Source organism: Caldinitratiruptor microaerophilus (assembly GCF_025999835.1).
Taxonomy (GTDB): domain Bacteria; phylum Bacillota; class Sulfobacillia; order Symbiobacteriales; family ZC4RG38; genus Caldinitratiruptor; species Caldinitratiruptor microaerophilus.
This window is the reverse complement of the sequence record NZ_AP025628.1, coordinates 503,954-518,874: the sequence shown is the minus strand read 5'-3', so window position 1 is coordinate 518,874 and position 14,921 is coordinate 503,954. Positions and strand designations below refer to the sequence as shown.

The window sequence follows — 14,921 nt, the reverse complement described above, 5'->3', positions numbered from 1 at the left end:
GACGAGCCTCCCGGCGCTGTGCCGCCCCGGCCCGGGGGCCGGGGGTCACACGATCTCCACGTCTGCCCGGCAGACCTCGCCCTCGAAGTGGCTCTCCACGAAGGCGACGACCTTGGCCGCCGCCTCCCGGGCGTGGGCCTCCTCGCCGGACACCAGGGCCATGCCCACCACCGCCCGCTGCCACAGGTCCTGACCGTCGACCTCGGCCGCCGACACGCCGTAGCGGGCACGCACCCGCTCCATGATGCTCTGCAACACCCGGCGCTTCTCCTTCAGGTTCGTGGCGTGGGGGATCGACAGTTCCAGCCGGATGATGGCGACCACCACCGCACCCGCACCCCCCGGCAGGCCCGGCCCGGGGCGCTGCGGGGCCGGCCCGCCGGCCGGCCCCGCGTCGTGGCGCTCACGCGCTGACGGGCTTGACCTCCTGCACCGTGTAGGCCTCGATCACGTCGCCCTCTTTGATGTCGTTGTACCCGTCCAGGCCGATGCCGCACTCCTGGCCGGCGGGCACCTCGCGGACGTCGTCCTTGAACCGCTTGAGGGATGCCACCTGGCCCTCCCAGATCACCGTGCCGTCCCGGATCAGCCGCACCCTGGCGGAGCGGGTGACCTTGCCGTCCTGGACCAGGCAGCCGGCCACGTTGCCCACCTTGGGCACCCGGAACACCGCCCGGACCTCCGCCTTGCCGAGGGAGACCTCCTCGAACTTGGGCTTGACCATGCCCTGGAGGGCGGCCTTGACGTCGTCGACGGCCTCGTAGATGATCCGGTACGTCTTGATCTCGACGTTCTGCTGGCGGGCGGCCTGGGCGGCCCGCTCGTCGGGCCGGACGTTGAAGCCCACGATGATGGCGTGCGAGGCCGCGGCCAGCATCACGTCGGACTCGCTGACGGCGCCCACGCCGGAGTGGATGACCCGGACGCGGACCTCCTCGTTCTCCAGCTTCTCCAGGGCCTGGCGGACGGCCTCGGCGGAGCCCATCACGTCGGCCTTGACGATGATGTTGAGCTCCTGCAGCTCGCCTTCCTTCACGCGGGCCATGAGGTCGTCGAGGCTCGCCCGGGCCTGCACCTGTTCGGTCAGGCGGCGCTGCGCCCGCCGGCGCTCGGCGATCTCGCGGGCCTTCTTCTCGTCGCCGATCACCCGGAACACGTCGCCGGCCTCGGGCACGTCGCTGAAGCCCAGCACCTGGACGGGCACGGAGGGCCCGGCCTTCTTGACCCGCTTGCCGCGGTCGTCGAACATGGCCCGGACACGACCCCAGGTGCTGCCGCAGACGAACACGTCGCCGACCTGGAGGGTACCGCCCTGGACCAGCACGGTGCCGACCGGGCCGCGGCCCTTGTCGAGCTCGGCCTCCAGGATCGTGCCCCGGGCCTCCTTGTCCGGATTGGCCCTCAGGTCCTGCACCTCGGCCACCAGGAGGATGTTCTCCAGGAGCAGGTCGAGGTTCGTCTTCTGCTTCGCGGACACCGGCACGGCGATGGTGTCGCCGCCCCACTCCTCCACCAGCAGCCCGTGCTCGGTGAGTTCGGTCTTGACCCGGTCCGGGTTGGCGCCGGGCAGGTCGATCTTGTTGATCGCCACGATGATGGGCACGTTCGCCGCCTTGGCGTGGTTGATCGCCTCGACCGTCTGGGGCATCACGCCGTCGTCGGCGGCGACCACGAGCACGGCGATGTCGGTGACCTTCGCGCCGCGGGCGCGCATGGCGGTGAACGCCTCGTGGCCCGGGGTGTCCAGGAAGGTGATCTTCTTGCCCTTGATCTCCACCGTGTAGGCGCCGATGTGCTGCGTGATGCCGCCGGCCTCGCCCGCCGCCACCCGGGTCTCCCGGATGGCGTCGAGCAGGGTGGTCTTGCCGTGGTCGACGTGGCCCATGACCACCACCACGGGCGGACGGGGCTTCTTGAGCTCCGCGGGCTCGTCGGGGTCCTCGATCTGGTCGTAGACGGCCAGGTCCTCCGGCGGCTTCACGTTCACCGTGACCCCGAACTCGGCCCCGACGATCTGCGCGGTGTCCGTGTCGAGCTCCTGGTTGATGTTGGCGATCACGCCGAGCTTGAGCAGGCGCTTGATGACCTCCCCGGCCGTGATTCCCATCTCGTGGGCCAGTTCCTTGACCGTGATGGGCCCCTCGATGGTGATCGACTGCCGCGCCGCCCGGCGCTCCACCACGGCGCCGCGGCCCACCCGGCGGCCGAAGAGCTTCTCCTCCGGGGGCCGGTCGCGGCGATCCAGCAGCTCGTCGACGACAGGCTTCTCACGCCGCTTCTCGGCCGTGACCGGGCGCTTCTGCTCCTGCTTCTGCTCGGCCGCCACCCGCGGGTCCAGCTTGGGGATGGCCAGCGGCCGCCCCCGGCCCCGCATGCCGGGACGCCCCGGAGCGCCGGGCCGCCCGGGGGCCGCGCCGGGCCGGCCGCCCGCCTGCGGCCCGCGGTCCGGCCGCGCGCCGGGCGCCGGGCGCGCCTCCGCCGCCGGGCGAGCCGGGCGTGGCGGCTCGGGCGCCCTCTCGATTCGCTGGGGAGGCGGGGGCGCCGGGGCCACCGCCCGGGGGACGAACGTCTGCAGGGGCGGCGGCGCCGGCCGCTGCGCGGGACGCACCTCCGCGGCCGGGCGCGGCGGTTCGGGCCGCTGCGCCCGCCGCACCGGCTCCGCAGGCTGCGCCGCCTGGGCGGCCGGCCGCCCCTCCCGGGGAGGGGTCGCAGGCGCCTGGGCAGGCGGCTGCGCGGGCTGGGGGGCGCCCCCGGCCGTGCGGGCATCCGCGGGGCGGGCCTCGGCCGGGGGGGCCGCGGCGGCAGGCGGTGCCGCCTTGGGCGCCGGGCGCGGCTCCGCCGGCGCCGCCCCCGGAGCCCGTGCCGGTGCCTCCGCGCGCGGCTTGGGCGGCGCAGGCGGCTGCGCGGGGGCGGCCCCCCGCTGCACCTCCGCCGCAGGCCGCTGCGCTGCCGGCGGCGGAGCCGGCCGGGGCCGGGCAGCGGAAGGCTGGCGCACGGCCGCCCCCGCGGCCAGCTCGGCAGCAGGCCGCTTCTGGTCCGGCGAGCGCGGCGCGCGGCGGGCCGTCCCTTCCTCGTCCCGCAGCTTGGCGCCCTCGCCGAAGTAAAGGTCCAGGAGCGAGGCGCGCGGGGCGTTGGCGTCCTTGACCGCCGCCCGCTCCTCCCGTCTGGCGGGCCGGCTCTGGGACCCCGAGCCCCGTGTCGTCTTCTTCTCCTCGGTCCTCTGATCCATCGAACTCATCTCGGGCGATCACATCCAGACATAAGAGTTTCGGTGGACCGTCTCGGTCCGCATCCGGTCGTAGGTCGGACTAGGTCGTTACTGTAGCGGGCACCGCCTCCCCGGCGCGTGTCCCGCACCCGATTGCGCCCCGGCCGGGCGTGACCCGGGCACGCCGGCCGGTGCCAGGCCCGCTTCCGACAGGGCCGCCGCCAGGCGGTCGCCGAGCGGTCCGGCCGCCACCCCGAGGACCGCCCTGGGCGAGAGGCCGACGGCAGCGCCCAGTTCCTGGCGGGTGCCTGCCACGTACACCGGCACCCGGCCGCCGAGCCCCGCGTAACGGCGGGTGGCGTTGGCCCCGGCATCCTCCGCCAGGAGCACGAGGCCCAGCGTCCGCCGGCCCAGGGCGGCGCGCACGGCCCTTTCGCCGGCCAGGAGCACGCCGGCGCGCCGGCACAGGCCCAAGAGCTGCCCTACCTGCCGGGGCAGCACCTGTCAACTCACCACCCCGGCTTCCAGCGCCGCGAGCACCTCGGGTGAGACGGGCTGGCCCAGGGCCCGCTCCAGGCGGCGCGCCTTGACCGCCTGCTGCAGGCAGGTCACGTTCCGGCAGACGTACGCCCCCCGGCCGGACTTCTTCCCGGTCGGATCCAGCAGGATCTGGCCGTCCGGCGTCCGGACCACCCGCAGCATCTCCTTCTTCGGGTGCATCTCCTGGCACCCGACGCACATGCGAAGCGGTATCTTCTTCACCCTGGCCATGCCCTCACCTCCAGTGCCCCTCCTGTGCCATCCCGACCGTCGCCGCTCCGGGGTGGTAGCCCTCACACCTGGCGCTCACCTTCCGGACTTCCCCAGTACCCGCTCCGGGCCTGCGACTCGCTCCGGATGTCGATCTTCCAGCCCGTGAGCTTGGCGGCAAGCCGGGCGTTCTGGCCCTCCTTGCCGATCGCGAGCGAGAGCTGGTAGTCCGGAACCACCACCCGGGCGATCCGTGCCGCCTCGTCCACGTCCACCGAGACCACCCGGGCGGGCGACAGGGCGTTCGCCACGAACACCGCCGGGTCCGGGTCCCACTTGACGATGTCGATCTTCTCACCCTGCAGCTCGTTGACGATGTTCTGCACCCGCATCCCCCGCGGGCCCACGCAGGACCCGATGGGGTCCACGTTCTCGACACGCGAGTAGACCGCGATCTTCGACCGGGCCCCCGCCTCCCGGGCGATCGCCTTCACCTCGACGATCCCGTCGTGGATCTCGGGGACCTCGAGCTCAAAGAGGCGCCGCAGGAGCCCCGGGTGGGTCCGGGACAGGGAGATGGTGGGCCCCTTGCTCGTCTTCTTCACGTCGATGACGTACGCCTTGATCGTCTGGCCCTCCACGAGCTTCTCGCCCGGGATCTGCTCCTGCGCGAGGAGGATGCCCTCCACGTTCTTGCCGAGATCCACGAATACCGTGCGGGTCGCGCGGTCCTGGCGCGCGACCTGGCCGCTGACGATGTCCCCCTCGCGGCTGGAAAACTCCTCGTACACGATGCCCCGTTCGGCCTCGCGGATGCGCTGCACCACGACCTGCTTGGCCGTCTGCGCCGCGATCCGCCCGAAGTCCCGGTGCTGCACCTCGATCTCGAAGACGTCCCCGGGTTGCACCGACGGATCCTTCGTCCGGGCCTCCTCGAGGGAGATCTCCAGGCGTGGATCGGTGACCGTCTCGACGACGGTCTTCTGCGCGTACACCTTGATGTCGCCCGTCTCCCGGTCCACGTGCACCCGCACGTTCTGGGCGGAGCCGAAGTTGCGGCGGTACGCGGAGACCAGGGCCTGCTCGATGGCCTGAAGCAGGATCTCCTTGGAGATCCCGCGTTCGTGCTCCAGTTGCTCCAGCGCGCCGATCAGTTCGGCGTTCATCATCAACCCCCCAGTTCCGCCGCAGCCGGGCGGGCCTGCGCCTCACCCGCGTCAGAACTCGGCGCGGAGGCGGGCGCTGGCCACCTGCTCCCGGGGGATCGCCACCTCTTCCGGCTCTCCCTTGCCCTGCGGTGCCACGCGCAGCCGCACGCGCCCTTCGCTGAGGCCCAGGAGCTCCCCCTCGAAGCGCCTCCGGCCGCCCACCGGCGAGTAGGTCGTGATCCGCACCCGGCGCCCGGCGAAGCGCTCGAAGTCCGCGTCCTTCCGCAGGGGACGCTCCAGGCCGGGCGAGGAGACCTCCAGGTAGTACGACTCCGGAATCGGGTCCTCCTGATCCAGGAGCACCTCCGCACGCCGGCTCACGGCCTCGCAATCGTCCAGGTTCACCCCGCCGGGCTTGTCGATGTACAGCCGCAGGAACCGGCGGCCGGCCTCGCGCACGTACTCCACCGCGACCAGCTCGATTCCCATGGCCTCGACGACCGGGCGGACGAGGTCCTCCACGAGGACCTCCACCTTGTTCGACAAAGAGGAAAGACCTCCCCTGCCCGGACCGGGGAAGGGGACCCCGGCCCCGGCCCGCGGGCCCCGCAGCGCTGTCCCCGGACGTGTAAAAGAGTGGGTGTAAGACCCACTCCGCCGATACCCACGCTACCTGTGCCCGGGTACCCGGGCCGCCGCCGGAGGCGCCGGCCTGCGGGAATCCCGCTAACACACTACGACGCAGGCTGCGAAAAGGCCACAGCCTTCACACCTTCATATAGAATAGCACGCGCCCCCGCCCGTGACAACCTCCGTCCGCCACGCTGTGTGGCCCGGCCCTGCAGTGCATGCCCGAAGCACCTCCTTCGGACGTCACGCCTCGTCGGTGGCGCCAGGTCCAGGGCCCAGAAGATCGGATCGGGGGAGCTCTTTCCAGGGTACGACATGGTACCCCTGACGGGTCTGGCGCTGATCGCCCGCGTACACGACCCAGGGCCGTCCGGCACTGTTCCCTGCGATCTGGAGCCACTTCTCGAGCCCGCGGAAGTAGTCCCGGGTCACGGTCTGTCCCGCCTTGATCTCGACAGGGACGAGGGTATCCCCCTGCTCGATGAGCACGTCGACCTCGTGTCCGGACCGGTCTCGCCAGAAGTAGAGGTTCGACGCCAGGCCGCGGCTATAGCGCGCCTTCAACAGTTCGCTGACGACCCAGGTCTCGAAGAGAGCCCCGCGCTGCGGATGGATCAAGAGCTGGCCCGCGTGCTGGATGCCCAGGAGCCAGGCCGCAAGACCGGGATCGAGGAAGTAGAGCTTGGGCGTCTTGACCAGGCGCTTGCTGAAATTCCTGTGGTGCGGCGGCATCAGGTGAACGATGTAGCTCGCCTCGAGCACCGAGAGCCAGGCCCGCGCGGTGGTATGGGAGATCCCGCAGTCGTTGGCCAGCCCCGAGAGATTCAGCAGCTGCCCCGTCCGCGCGGCGCACATCCGGACGAACCGCTGGAACGTGCCCAGATCACGAACGTTGATCATCTGCCGCACGTCCCGTTCGACGTAGGTTGCCACATAGTTTCCGTACCATATCCCGGGATCGAGTCGCCGGTCGTGGATCGGCGGGTACAAACCGCTGTGAAGGAGCTCCTCCAGGCTGCCGGGAGCGCGATTCACCGCCTGCAACTCGGCGAGCGAGAAGGGCAACAGCGGCACCAGGGCCACGCGTCCCGCCAGCGTCTGTGTCACACCGTCGAGCAGGTGGAACTGCTGCGATCCGGTGAGAACGAACAGACCGGCGCGGCCATCTCGATCCACGCGTGTCTGCAGATACGAGAACAAGCCGGGACACCGCTGCGCCTCGTCCAGCACGGCGCCATCCGGGAACTGCGCCAGGAACCCGCGGGGATCCTCCGCGGCGAACTCCCGCTGGTCCAGGTCCTCCAGAGAAACGTAGGGCTTCTCCGCGAAGACCTTCCGGGCCAGCGTCGTCTTGCCGGACTGCCTGGGGCCCGTGATCGCCACGATCGGGTAGCCCTTCGCCAGCCTGCGAAGCGTCTCTTCCGCCATTCTCGGGATGATCATGAGTCCAGCATAGCCGGCATCCGGCTAACTGTCAATCTAACTTTCAATCAGCCAGATCCAGCCTCCCCCGTCCGGCCTGCCAGAAGGGACGGAAGTTCGAGGTGCAGCCGCCGCAGGCGGGGGTAGACCGCGTGGAAGCGGGGCTCGCGCAGGAGCGCCCGCAACCGGTCCTGCACCCCCGGCAGGCCGAGGTGGGTCGCGGCGAACGCCGCCGCCTCCAGGCACAGGAGGTCGTCCGGCTGCATGCCGGCCGGCAGCCCCGGGATGCCCTCCTCGGCGGGGACGAAGTCGGCATGGGGGTTGCGGTAGTCGAGGTCGAGCATCTCGAGGAGCTTCTGCTCCAGCGCCCGGCGGTCTTCCGGGCCGGCCGCCCGCCACAGGTCGACCACGGCCTCCCACGGCACCAGCCCTGCCTCAAACCCCGCTCCCGCCTGGTGCAGGGCCTTCAGGACCGCCCGGTCCCAGTCCCTCGCCGGTGGGTTCGGGCTCTCGGGCTTCTCCGCGCCGTGCTTCGCGCCGTCCTTCACGTCCGCGTGCCTCCCCGCCCTCGGCCGCCGCCCACCCGAGGGCGACGGCGCCGATGGCCATGTTGATCCCCCAGAGGTTCACCGACGTCCGGTGCCAGCGGTCGAACTCCCGCCGCAGCGGGTCTTCCGGGGCGTACTCCTCGAGGGGCCGGGTGCGCTGCGCGTCGATCGCGTCGATCCGGCCCCGGACGTAGGTCTCGTTCGCCACCGCGATCCCGATCATGCCCAGGACAAGGACCAGCCGCAGCCAGCGCAGGGGACGCGCCGGAGCCGTCCGGACCAGCGCCACCACGGCCAGCACGCCGAGCCCGGCGCCAAGCCAGTCGATCCGGCGGATGGCCGCTCCCGCGATGTCGCCCGCCAGGCTGCGGGACGGCACCATCTGGAACAGGAGCGGCGCCACCAGGGCCCCGAAGCCCACCATCGCCCCGAGCCACAGCCCGAGCGCCACGGCCTCCACCGCCCGCCACAAGCGCATGCCCCTCACCCTTCCCCCAGAACGTATCGCCGCAGGGCCGCCGCCGCCCCGTGCTCCCAGACGGGCGGGGCCACGCGGTCGGCCCGGGCCTGTACCTCGGGAGGGGCGTTGCCCATGGCGACCCCCATCCCGGCGAACTCCAGCATCTCCACGTCGTTGGGCCCGTCCCCGATCGCCAGGACCTCTTCGCGCCGGATCCCGTACATCGCCGCCAGCGCCTCGAGGGCCCACCCCTTGTGGACGCCCGGGGCGGTGACCTCGATGTTGTCCGCGCCCGACCGGGTGACGTGCAGCGCCGGGGCCAGGCGGGCCAGCACCCGGACGGCGGCCTCCAGGAGGCGCGCACCTGCGCGCCCGGGGAGGACCGGAGTGCCGAACCCCCAGCCCCGGATCGGGCCCGCCAGCGCGCCCCCGCCCTCGGCGGGCGCTCCGCCCGGGGTGGTGACGAAGAGCTTGAGCGCCGGCTCGGCGCCCTCGCGCGCCATGTCCCGGATGTCGCCCACCCAGCGGACCCGGTTCTGGAGCCCGAAGCGCAGGGTGGCCAGGAGGGCCGCGGGCCAGCGCCAGGGCGGCGGCCGGCGGGGCAGCCAGAAGGCCCGGACGTGGCGCCACGGCTCCTGCACGAAGACGTGTTCCCGTCCGTACACGGAGACGAGGAGGCCAAGGCCCCTGAGCGCCTCCAGCGCCTCCGCCAGCAGCCCCCGCGGGATCGGCCGCAGGCGGAGGGGCTCGCCCGACGGGCCGTAGATCCCGGCGCCGTTGCAGGCGGCATAGGCTACCGGGTGTCCGATCCTGCGCGCCAGGAGCCCGGCGTGGTGCCCGGCCGAACCCGCCGACCGTCCGGTCACGAGCGCCACCCGGACGCCCCGGCGGGCGGCCTCGCGGAGCGCCGCCACGGTGGGCGCCGCCACGCGCCCGTCGGGTCCGAGCAGGGTGCCGTCCAGGTCGAGCCCCAGCAGCCGGAAGATCATGACCACCCCTTCAGGAGGTTCAGAAGGAGAAGACCAGCTGGTTGCCCTCGGGCAGCCCGCGCAGGCAGCCGTGGGCCTGCAGCAGGTCGATCACGTTCTTGCCGAGCCGCGCCCGCACGCGCAGGTCCTCGACCGACTGGAACGGCGCCTGGTCGCGGGCCTCGGTGATCGCGCGGGCCGCGCTCTCGCCGATGCCGGGGAGCGCGCTGAACGGGCAGAGCAGCGAGCCATCCGCCTGCACCTCGAACCGGACCGCGTGGGAGCGCCACAGGTCGACCCGGGCGAAGCGGATCCCCCGCAGCGTCGCCTCCAGGGCCACCTCGTACTCGACGAGGGACTCCTTCTCCTTCGGCGAGGCGTCCTTGCCCTTCGCCCGGATGGCCTCCATGTGCTGCCGGATGGCGGCCTCCCCGCGGACCAGGATCTCGGCGTCGACGGCGCCCGCCGCCCGCACGGTGAAGTACGCGGCGTAGAATTCCCGGGGCCGGTGCACCTTGAACCAGGCGATGCGCAGGGCGGAGAGCACGTAGGCCGCCGCGTGCGCCTTCGGGAACATGTACTTGATCCGCCGGCACGACCAGCGGTACCACTCGGGCACCCCGGCCTTCTCCATGGCCTCCTCCATCTCCGGCGTCAGGCCTTTGCCCTTGCGCACGGACTCCATGATCTTGAAGGCCATCGCCGGGTCCAGCCCCCAGTACATGAGGCGCAGCATGATGTCGTCCCGCGTCGGGATGACCGTCTGCAGGGTGCAGACGCCGTCCTGGATGAGCTTCTGGGCGTTGCCCGTCCACACGTCCGTGCCGTGCGACAGGCCGGAGATGCGGACGAGGTCCGAGAAGGTGCGGGGCTGGGTCTCCGCCAGCATCCGCCGGACAAAGCCCGTCCCCATCTCGGGCACGGCGATGCTGCCCAGGTCGAGCTCGAACACCCCCCGGGGCACCCCGAGCACGTCGACCCCCTCGCCGGGGCCGTTGCGGAAGAGCGCCAGCACCTGCGGGTCGTCCATGGGCAGGGTGGTCACGTCGATGCCCGTCATGTCCTGGAGCAGGCGGAGCATCGTCGGATCGTCGTGACCCAGGATGTCCAGCTTCAGCAGGCAGCTCTCGAAGCTGTGGTAGTCGTAGTGGGTGGTCCGCCAGCCGCTCTCCCGGTCGTCGGCGGGGTACTGGACCGGGGTGACCTCCTCGACCTCCACGCCCACCGGCACCACGACCATGCCGCCCGGGTGCTGGCCGGTGGTCCGCCGGACCCCGGTGAGACCCCGGGCCAGCCGCTCGATCTCCGCCTCCCGCCGGGTCTGGCCGGTCTCCTCGAGCCAGGCCCGGACCATGCCGTAGGCCGTCTTCTCGGCGATGGTGCCGACGGTACCCGCCTTGAAGACCTGCTGGGGCCCGCCCAGGAGGTCGATCGAGTACTGCTGGATGCGGGACTGGATCTCGCCGGAGAAGTTGAGGTCGATGTCCGGGACCTTGTCCCCCTTGAACCCCATGAAGGTCTCGAAGGGGATGTCCTGGCCGTCCTTCCGCATCTTCGCCCGGCCGCACCGGGGACAGGGCTTGTCCGGCAGGTCGAAGCCGGAGCCCACCGAGCCGTCCGCGAACCACTCGACGTGGTGGCAGTCCGGGCACACGTAGTGGGGCGGCAGGGCGTTCACCTCGGTGATGCCCATGCACCAGGCCACGAGGGACGAGCCGACCGAACCCCGGGACCCCACCAGGTACCCCAGCTCGTGCGACTTCTTCACCAGGAGGTGCGAGATGTAGTACACGACGGCGAACCCGTTGCCGATGATCGCCTGCAGCTCCCGGTCGATGCGCTCGCGCACGCGCTCCGGGAGCGGATCGCCGTACACCTCCCGGGCCCGCGCCCAGGTGATGTCCCGCACCGCCTCCTCGGCCCCCTCCACCACGGGGGCGAAGAGCCTGTCCGGCACGGGCACGACCCGGTCGATGCTCGCGGCCACCCGGCGCGGGGCCGCGACCACGATCTCGTGGGCCTCCTCGGCGCCCAGGAACTCGAACTCCCTGAGCATCTCGGCGGTGGTGCGGAAGTAGCAGGGGCCGTCCAGGTCCTCCCGCCAGCCCACCCCGTGCTTGAGGATCGTGCGCAGCTGCTCCTGGTGCGGGTCGAGGAAGTGAACGTCGCCCGTGGCCACGACCGGCTTGCCGAGCCGGCGCCCCAGCTCCACGATCCGCCGCAGGAGCGAGCGCAGGTGCTCCTCGTCCTGTACCTGGCCCTCGGCGATGAGCCGCCGGAAGTTCGACGGCGGCTGCACCTCCAGGAAGTCGTACCAGGCGGCCAGCTCCTCCAGCTCGCTGTCCGGGGCACCCCGGAGCAGGGCCTGGAACAGCGCCCCGTTGTGGCAGGCCGAACCCACCAGGAGGCCGTCGCGCAGTTCCTCCAGGAGCGTGCGGGGGATGCGGGGGGTGCGGTGGAAGAAGTCGAGGTGGCTCTTGGAGACCAGGCGGTAGAGGTTCTTCATGCCGTGCTGGCGCTGGACGAGGAGGGTGGCGTGGTGGGGCTTCAGCTGCTCGGCGTTCATGTGGCGGGTCAGGCGGTTGAGGGCAGCGACCGTGTCGACGTCCGGGTGGCGCTCCCGCACCATGCCGAGCAGCCTCAGGAACAGGAGGGCGGCGGTGCGGGCATCGGCGTCGGCCCGGTGATGGTTCTCGAGGGGGATGCTCAGTTCCCGGCACAGGTCGGCGAGGCCGTGGCGTTTCAGGTCCGGGAGCAGCGACCGGGCGAGGACCAGGGTGTCGAGCACCGGGCAGTCGAGGCTGCGCCCCAGCTGCCGCTCCGTGTGGTAGCGCAGGAAGCTGTAGTCGAAGGTGGCGTTGTGGGCCACCAGCACCGCACCGCCGGCGAAGTCGAGGAAGCGGGCCAGCGCCTCGGCAGGCTCCGGGGCGTCACGGACCATGTCCGGGGTGATGTGGGTCAGCTCCTGGACCTGCCGGGAGATCTCCCGGGTCGGGCGGACGAAGGTCTGGAAGGCGTCCTGCACCTCACCGCCGCGGATGCGGACGGCGCCGATCTCGATGATGTCGTCCCCGATGGCCGAGAAGCCCGTGGTCTCGATGTCGACGGCCACCCACTCGGCGTCCGCCAGCGGGACGGACGGGGGGCGGATGACGATGGGGGTGGCGTCGTCGACCACGTACGCCTCCATGCCGTAGATGACCTTGAACCCCGGCGGCAGGCCCTTCACGTGGAAGGCGGCGGGGAAGGCCTGGGTCACGCCGTGGTCCGTGATCGCCACGGCCTCGTGGCCCCACGCCGCTGCCCGGCGGACCGCCTCTTCCGGGTCGACGAGGCCGTCCATCGCGGACATGGTCGTGTGCAGGTGCAGTTCCACCCGCTTCTCCGGGGCGTCGTCGGTGCGGACGGGCCTCTCCGCCCGCACGATGTCCTCCGCCATCAGGTTCACGTCGCGGCTCCAGCTGTCGTAGACGAGGCGGCCGCGGACGCGCACGAAGGTGCCGGGGGCGAGGTGCTCCTCGGCCGGCTCCCCGTCCGGGTCGCGGAAGAACTTGCAGACCAGCGTGTCGGAGTGGTCGGTCACCGCGAAGGTGACCATCACCTTGCCGGCCCGGGTCTCCCGGGTCTCCACGTGAACGACCTCGCCCTCGATGACGAGACGGCCGGGCTCCTCCTCGCGGACCGTCTCGAGAGGTCGCGCGGGCTCGTCCGGAGGGATGGGCCGGCCCCGGATCACGCCGGACGGGAGGGCGCCGCGGCTCTCCGCCGCCGCGGCCACCTCCTCGGCACGGGCCCGGTGCTCCTCGTAGTATGCGAGGAGGTGCTCGGGCTCCGGCAGCCCCTCCGGCTCGTCGAGGACCTCGTCCTCCCGCGCGATCTCGGCGGCGAAGGGGTCGAAGGCGCCGTCCTGCGGCGCCGGCCGGTCCGGCCCGGGTTCCGGCCGCGGCGTCACCGTCAGGAGCACCCGCAGCCCGAGGCCCGTCTCCCGCCGCACCAGCTCCCCCAGGAGCGCCTCGCCGCCGGCCTGCCGGGCCACGTCCCGCAGGGCGTCGGACGGGAACTCCAGCTCCAGGCGGTCGTCGACCACCCGGACCCGGGCGTGTTCCAACACCCCGCCCAGCCCCGGGCGCTCTTCGCGCGCCAGGACCTTGACGTCTTCCCACGCCTCCAGGACGAGCTCCTCGGCCGGCGCCCCGAAGGGGGGCCGCCGCAGCACGGGCACCAGCTTGACGGACGCGTCCGGGTACTCCGGGAGGAGCACCTCCCGCAGGGCGGCCGCCAGGCGGGGGCGCTCTCCCAGGGGCACCCGCCGGCCGGTCTCGACGTACACGGCGACCTGCAGGGGATCGCGCCGGACCTCCACCCGCAGCGGCCGCGCGCCGCCCAGGGCCCCGTCGAGGTCGCCGGGCAAGAAAGACGGCGAACCCTCTTTCATCCCGTCACTCCTCTTCGGAGACCTGCCGCACGCCCTCGATGTCCATGAGGCGCGCCACCAGTTCCTCCGGACGCCGGCCCCAGGGGAGGTGGACGCGCAGGCGGATGGCGACGGTGCCCGGCGTCTCCCCTTCCTCCAGGCGGACGCTGCGGATGTTCGCCCCGACCTGGCCCACCGCCGAGGCCACGGCGCCCAGGCGCCCCGGGGTGTCGGTGACGTGGACGACCAGCGACTCCTCGCCCGTCCGGATGAAACGCTTCTCCAGGCGGGACAGGCCGTACAGCGTGGCGAGGATGAGGAGGGAGGCGGCCGTCGCCTGAAGGTACATGCGGCCGGTGCCGACCGCCAGCCCGATGCCGGCGACCACCCACAGGCTGGCGGCCGTGGTCAGCCCCCGGATGGTCAGCCCCTCCCGGAGGATCGTTCCGGCGCCCAGGAAGCCGATGCCCGAGACGACCTGGGCGGCGATCCGGCCCGGGTCGGCCTGACCCTGCCCCCGGGCGAGCACCAGGTCGAACATGAGCAGCGAGACCTGCATCACCAGGGCCGAGCCGATCGCCACCAGCACGTGGGTCCGCAGCCCGGCGGGCCGGCCGGCGACCTCGCGCTCGAACCCCACCAGCCCCCCGAGGAGGCCGGCGAGCCCGAGCGGCAGGAGCGTGCGGCCGAACTCGGCGAAATCCGCCATCCTTACCCCTTCTGGGCGTACTTGAGGATCTCCCAGTACATCTTCACGCGTGCCGCCAGCCCCTTCACCAGACCGAGCTTCTCTTCCTTCGTCCGGTGGGTGAGCGCCTCCAGCGGGACCTCCTTCACCCGGAGCCCGGCCCGCTCGGCGAAGCGGGTCAGCGCCACCTCGATGCCGAAACGGCTGACGTCCGCCTCGGGCTCCTCCGCGAACATCCGCTCGATCAGCCGCCGCCGCACCGCCCGCTGCCCGGACAGGTACGGCGCCAGCACCTGCGCCAGGTCGGTGGCGAGCCGGCCGTCGTCGAAGAGGCCGATGGCCATGTCGGCCTCGCCGGCCAGCACCGGGGCCACCAGCGCGCGCACGTGCTCCCGGGTCAGTCCCACCAGGTCGGCGTCCAGGAACACGACGACATCCGAATCGGTAGCCGAGATCCCGGTTTTCATGGCGGCCGCCTTGCCGCGGTTCTCGGGGTGCTCCACCACCAGCGCCCCCGCATCCCGGGCCCGCTCGGCGGTCCGGTCCGTACAGCCGTCGGCCACGACCACGATCGGGTCGATGCCGCCGGCCTGCCGCACGGCGGCCACGACATCGGCGATGGTCGCTTCCTCGTTGTACGCGGGGATCACCGCTGCCACGCGCAACTCGAGGCCCCCCAACCAGC

Annotated in this window: 13 protein-coding genes; all 13 read right to left on the bottom strand. The window is 72.3% G+C overall.

The genetic code is table 11. The features are described from left to right. Positions 1-45: 45 nt before the first annotated feature. The 13 genes from caldi_RS02470 to caldi_RS02410 all read right to left on the bottom strand — a co-directional run bounded on the left by caldi_RS02470 (position 46) and on the right by caldi_RS02410 (position 14,895). Positions 46-327 carry a DUF503 domain-containing protein gene (locus tag caldi_RS02470; protein WP_264843534.1) on the bottom strand — a complete coding sequence of 94 codons (282 nt, stop codon included), beginning with the start codon at positions 325-327 and terminating at the stop codon, positions 46-48. A gap of 76 nt (positions 328-403) precedes the next feature. Further along, positions 404-3,229, bottom strand: a complete 2,826-nt coding sequence (infB, locus tag caldi_RS02465) for a translation initiation factor IF-2 (protein WP_264843533.1) — start codon at positions 3,227-3,229, stop codon at positions 404-406. A gap of 87 nt (positions 3,230-3,316) precedes the next feature. After that, a complete protein-coding gene (locus tag caldi_RS02460; RefSeq protein ID WP_264843532.1) occupies positions 3,317-3,709 on the bottom strand; it encodes a L7Ae/L30e/S12e/Gadd45 family ribosomal protein in 393 nt (130 codons plus the stop codon). Between the two features lie 3 nt (positions 3,710-3,712). Then, complete coding sequence (rnpM, locus tag caldi_RS02455; RefSeq protein WP_264843531.1) at positions 3,713-3,979, bottom strand: RNase P modulator RnpM; 267 nt, start codon at positions 3,977-3,979, stop codon at positions 3,713-3,715. Positions 3,980-4,041: 62 nt separating this feature from the next. Beyond that, on the bottom strand, positions 4,042-5,124 hold the full coding sequence (gene nusA / locus caldi_RS02450) for a transcription termination factor NusA (RefSeq protein ID WP_264843530.1): 1,083 nt from the start codon (positions 5,122-5,124) through the stop codon (positions 4,042-4,044). Between the two features lie 51 nt (positions 5,125-5,175). Continuing rightward, positions 5,176-5,652: a ribosome maturation factor RimP gene (gene rimP, locus caldi_RS02445; RefSeq protein ID WP_264843529.1), complete on the bottom strand. Its 477-nt coding sequence runs from the start codon at positions 5,650-5,652 to the stop codon at positions 5,176-5,178. A 327-nt stretch (positions 5,653-5,979) separates the two neighbouring features. Next, positions 5,980-7,179 (bottom strand): ATP-binding protein, encoded by a 1,200-nt coding sequence (locus tag caldi_RS02440; protein ID WP_264843528.1) that lies wholly within the window; start codon positions 7,177-7,179, stop codon positions 5,980-5,982. Between the two features lie 47 nt (positions 7,180-7,226). Further along, positions 7,227-7,583 carry a hypothetical protein gene (locus caldi_RS02435; protein WP_264843527.1) on the bottom strand — a complete coding sequence of 119 codons (357 nt, stop codon included), beginning with the start codon at positions 7,581-7,583 and terminating at the stop codon, positions 7,227-7,229. Positions 7,584-7,593: 10 nt separating this feature from the next. Next, positions 7,594-8,184 carry a DUF4149 domain-containing protein gene (locus caldi_RS02430; protein WP_264843526.1) on the bottom strand — a complete coding sequence of 197 codons (591 nt, stop codon included), beginning with the start codon at positions 8,182-8,184 and terminating at the stop codon, positions 7,594-7,596. A 5-nt stretch (positions 8,185-8,189) separates the two neighbouring features. Beyond that, positions 8,190-9,155 carry an HAD family hydrolase gene (locus caldi_RS02425; RefSeq protein WP_264843525.1) on the bottom strand — a complete coding sequence of 322 codons (966 nt, stop codon included), beginning with the start codon at positions 9,153-9,155 and terminating at the stop codon, positions 8,190-8,192. A 19-nt stretch (positions 9,156-9,174) separates the two neighbouring features. Beyond that, positions 9,175-13,569, bottom strand: a complete 4,395-nt coding sequence (locus caldi_RS02420) for a PolC-type DNA polymerase III (protein WP_264843524.1) — start codon at positions 13,567-13,569, stop codon at positions 9,175-9,177. 4 nt (positions 13,570-13,573) lie between these two features. Further along, positions 13,574-14,257 (bottom strand): MgtC/SapB family protein, encoded by a 684-nt coding sequence (locus caldi_RS02415; protein WP_264843523.1) that lies wholly within the window; start codon positions 14,255-14,257, stop codon positions 13,574-13,576. A 2-nt stretch (positions 14,258-14,259) separates the two neighbouring features. Continuing rightward, positions 14,260-14,895: a glycosyltransferase family 2 protein gene (locus caldi_RS02410; RefSeq protein WP_319951818.1), complete on the bottom strand. Its 636-nt coding sequence runs from the start codon at positions 14,893-14,895 to the stop codon at positions 14,260-14,262. Positions 14,896-14,921 lie beyond the last annotated feature (26 nt).

What these genes read in the sequence shown, in the direction of transcription:
- caldi_RS02420 (WP_264843524.1), bottom strand. Translation starts at nt 13,569, where the DNA reads ATGAAAGAGGGTTCGCCGTCTTTCTTGCCCGGCGACCTCGACGGGGCC.
- caldi_RS02415 (WP_264843523.1), bottom strand. Translation starts at nt 14,257, where the DNA reads ATGGCGGATTTCGCCGAGTTCGGCCGCACGCTCCTGCCGCTCGGGCTC.
- caldi_RS02430 (WP_264843526.1), bottom strand. Translation starts at nt 8,184, where the DNA reads ATGCGCTTGTGGCGGGCGGTGGAGGCCGTGGCGCTCGGGCTGTGGCTC.
- caldi_RS02440 (WP_264843528.1), bottom strand. Translation starts at nt 7,179, where the DNA reads ATGATCATCCCGAGAATGGCGGAAGAGACGCTTCGCAGGCTGGCGAAG.
- caldi_RS02425 (WP_264843525.1), bottom strand. Translation starts at nt 9,155, where the DNA reads ATGATCTTCCGGCTGCTGGGGCTCGACCTGGACGGCACCCTGCTCGGA.
- rnpM (WP_264843531.1), bottom strand. Translation starts at nt 3,979, where the DNA reads ATGGCCAGGGTGAAGAAGATACCGCTTCGCATGTGCGTCGGGTGCCAG.
- nusA (WP_264843530.1), bottom strand. Translation starts at nt 5,124, where the DNA reads ATGAACGCCGAACTGATCGGCGCGCTGGAGCAACTGGAGCACGAACGC.
- infB (WP_264843533.1), bottom strand. Translation starts at nt 3,229, where the DNA reads ATGGATCAGAGGACCGAGGAGAAGAAGACGACACGGGGCTCGGGGTCC.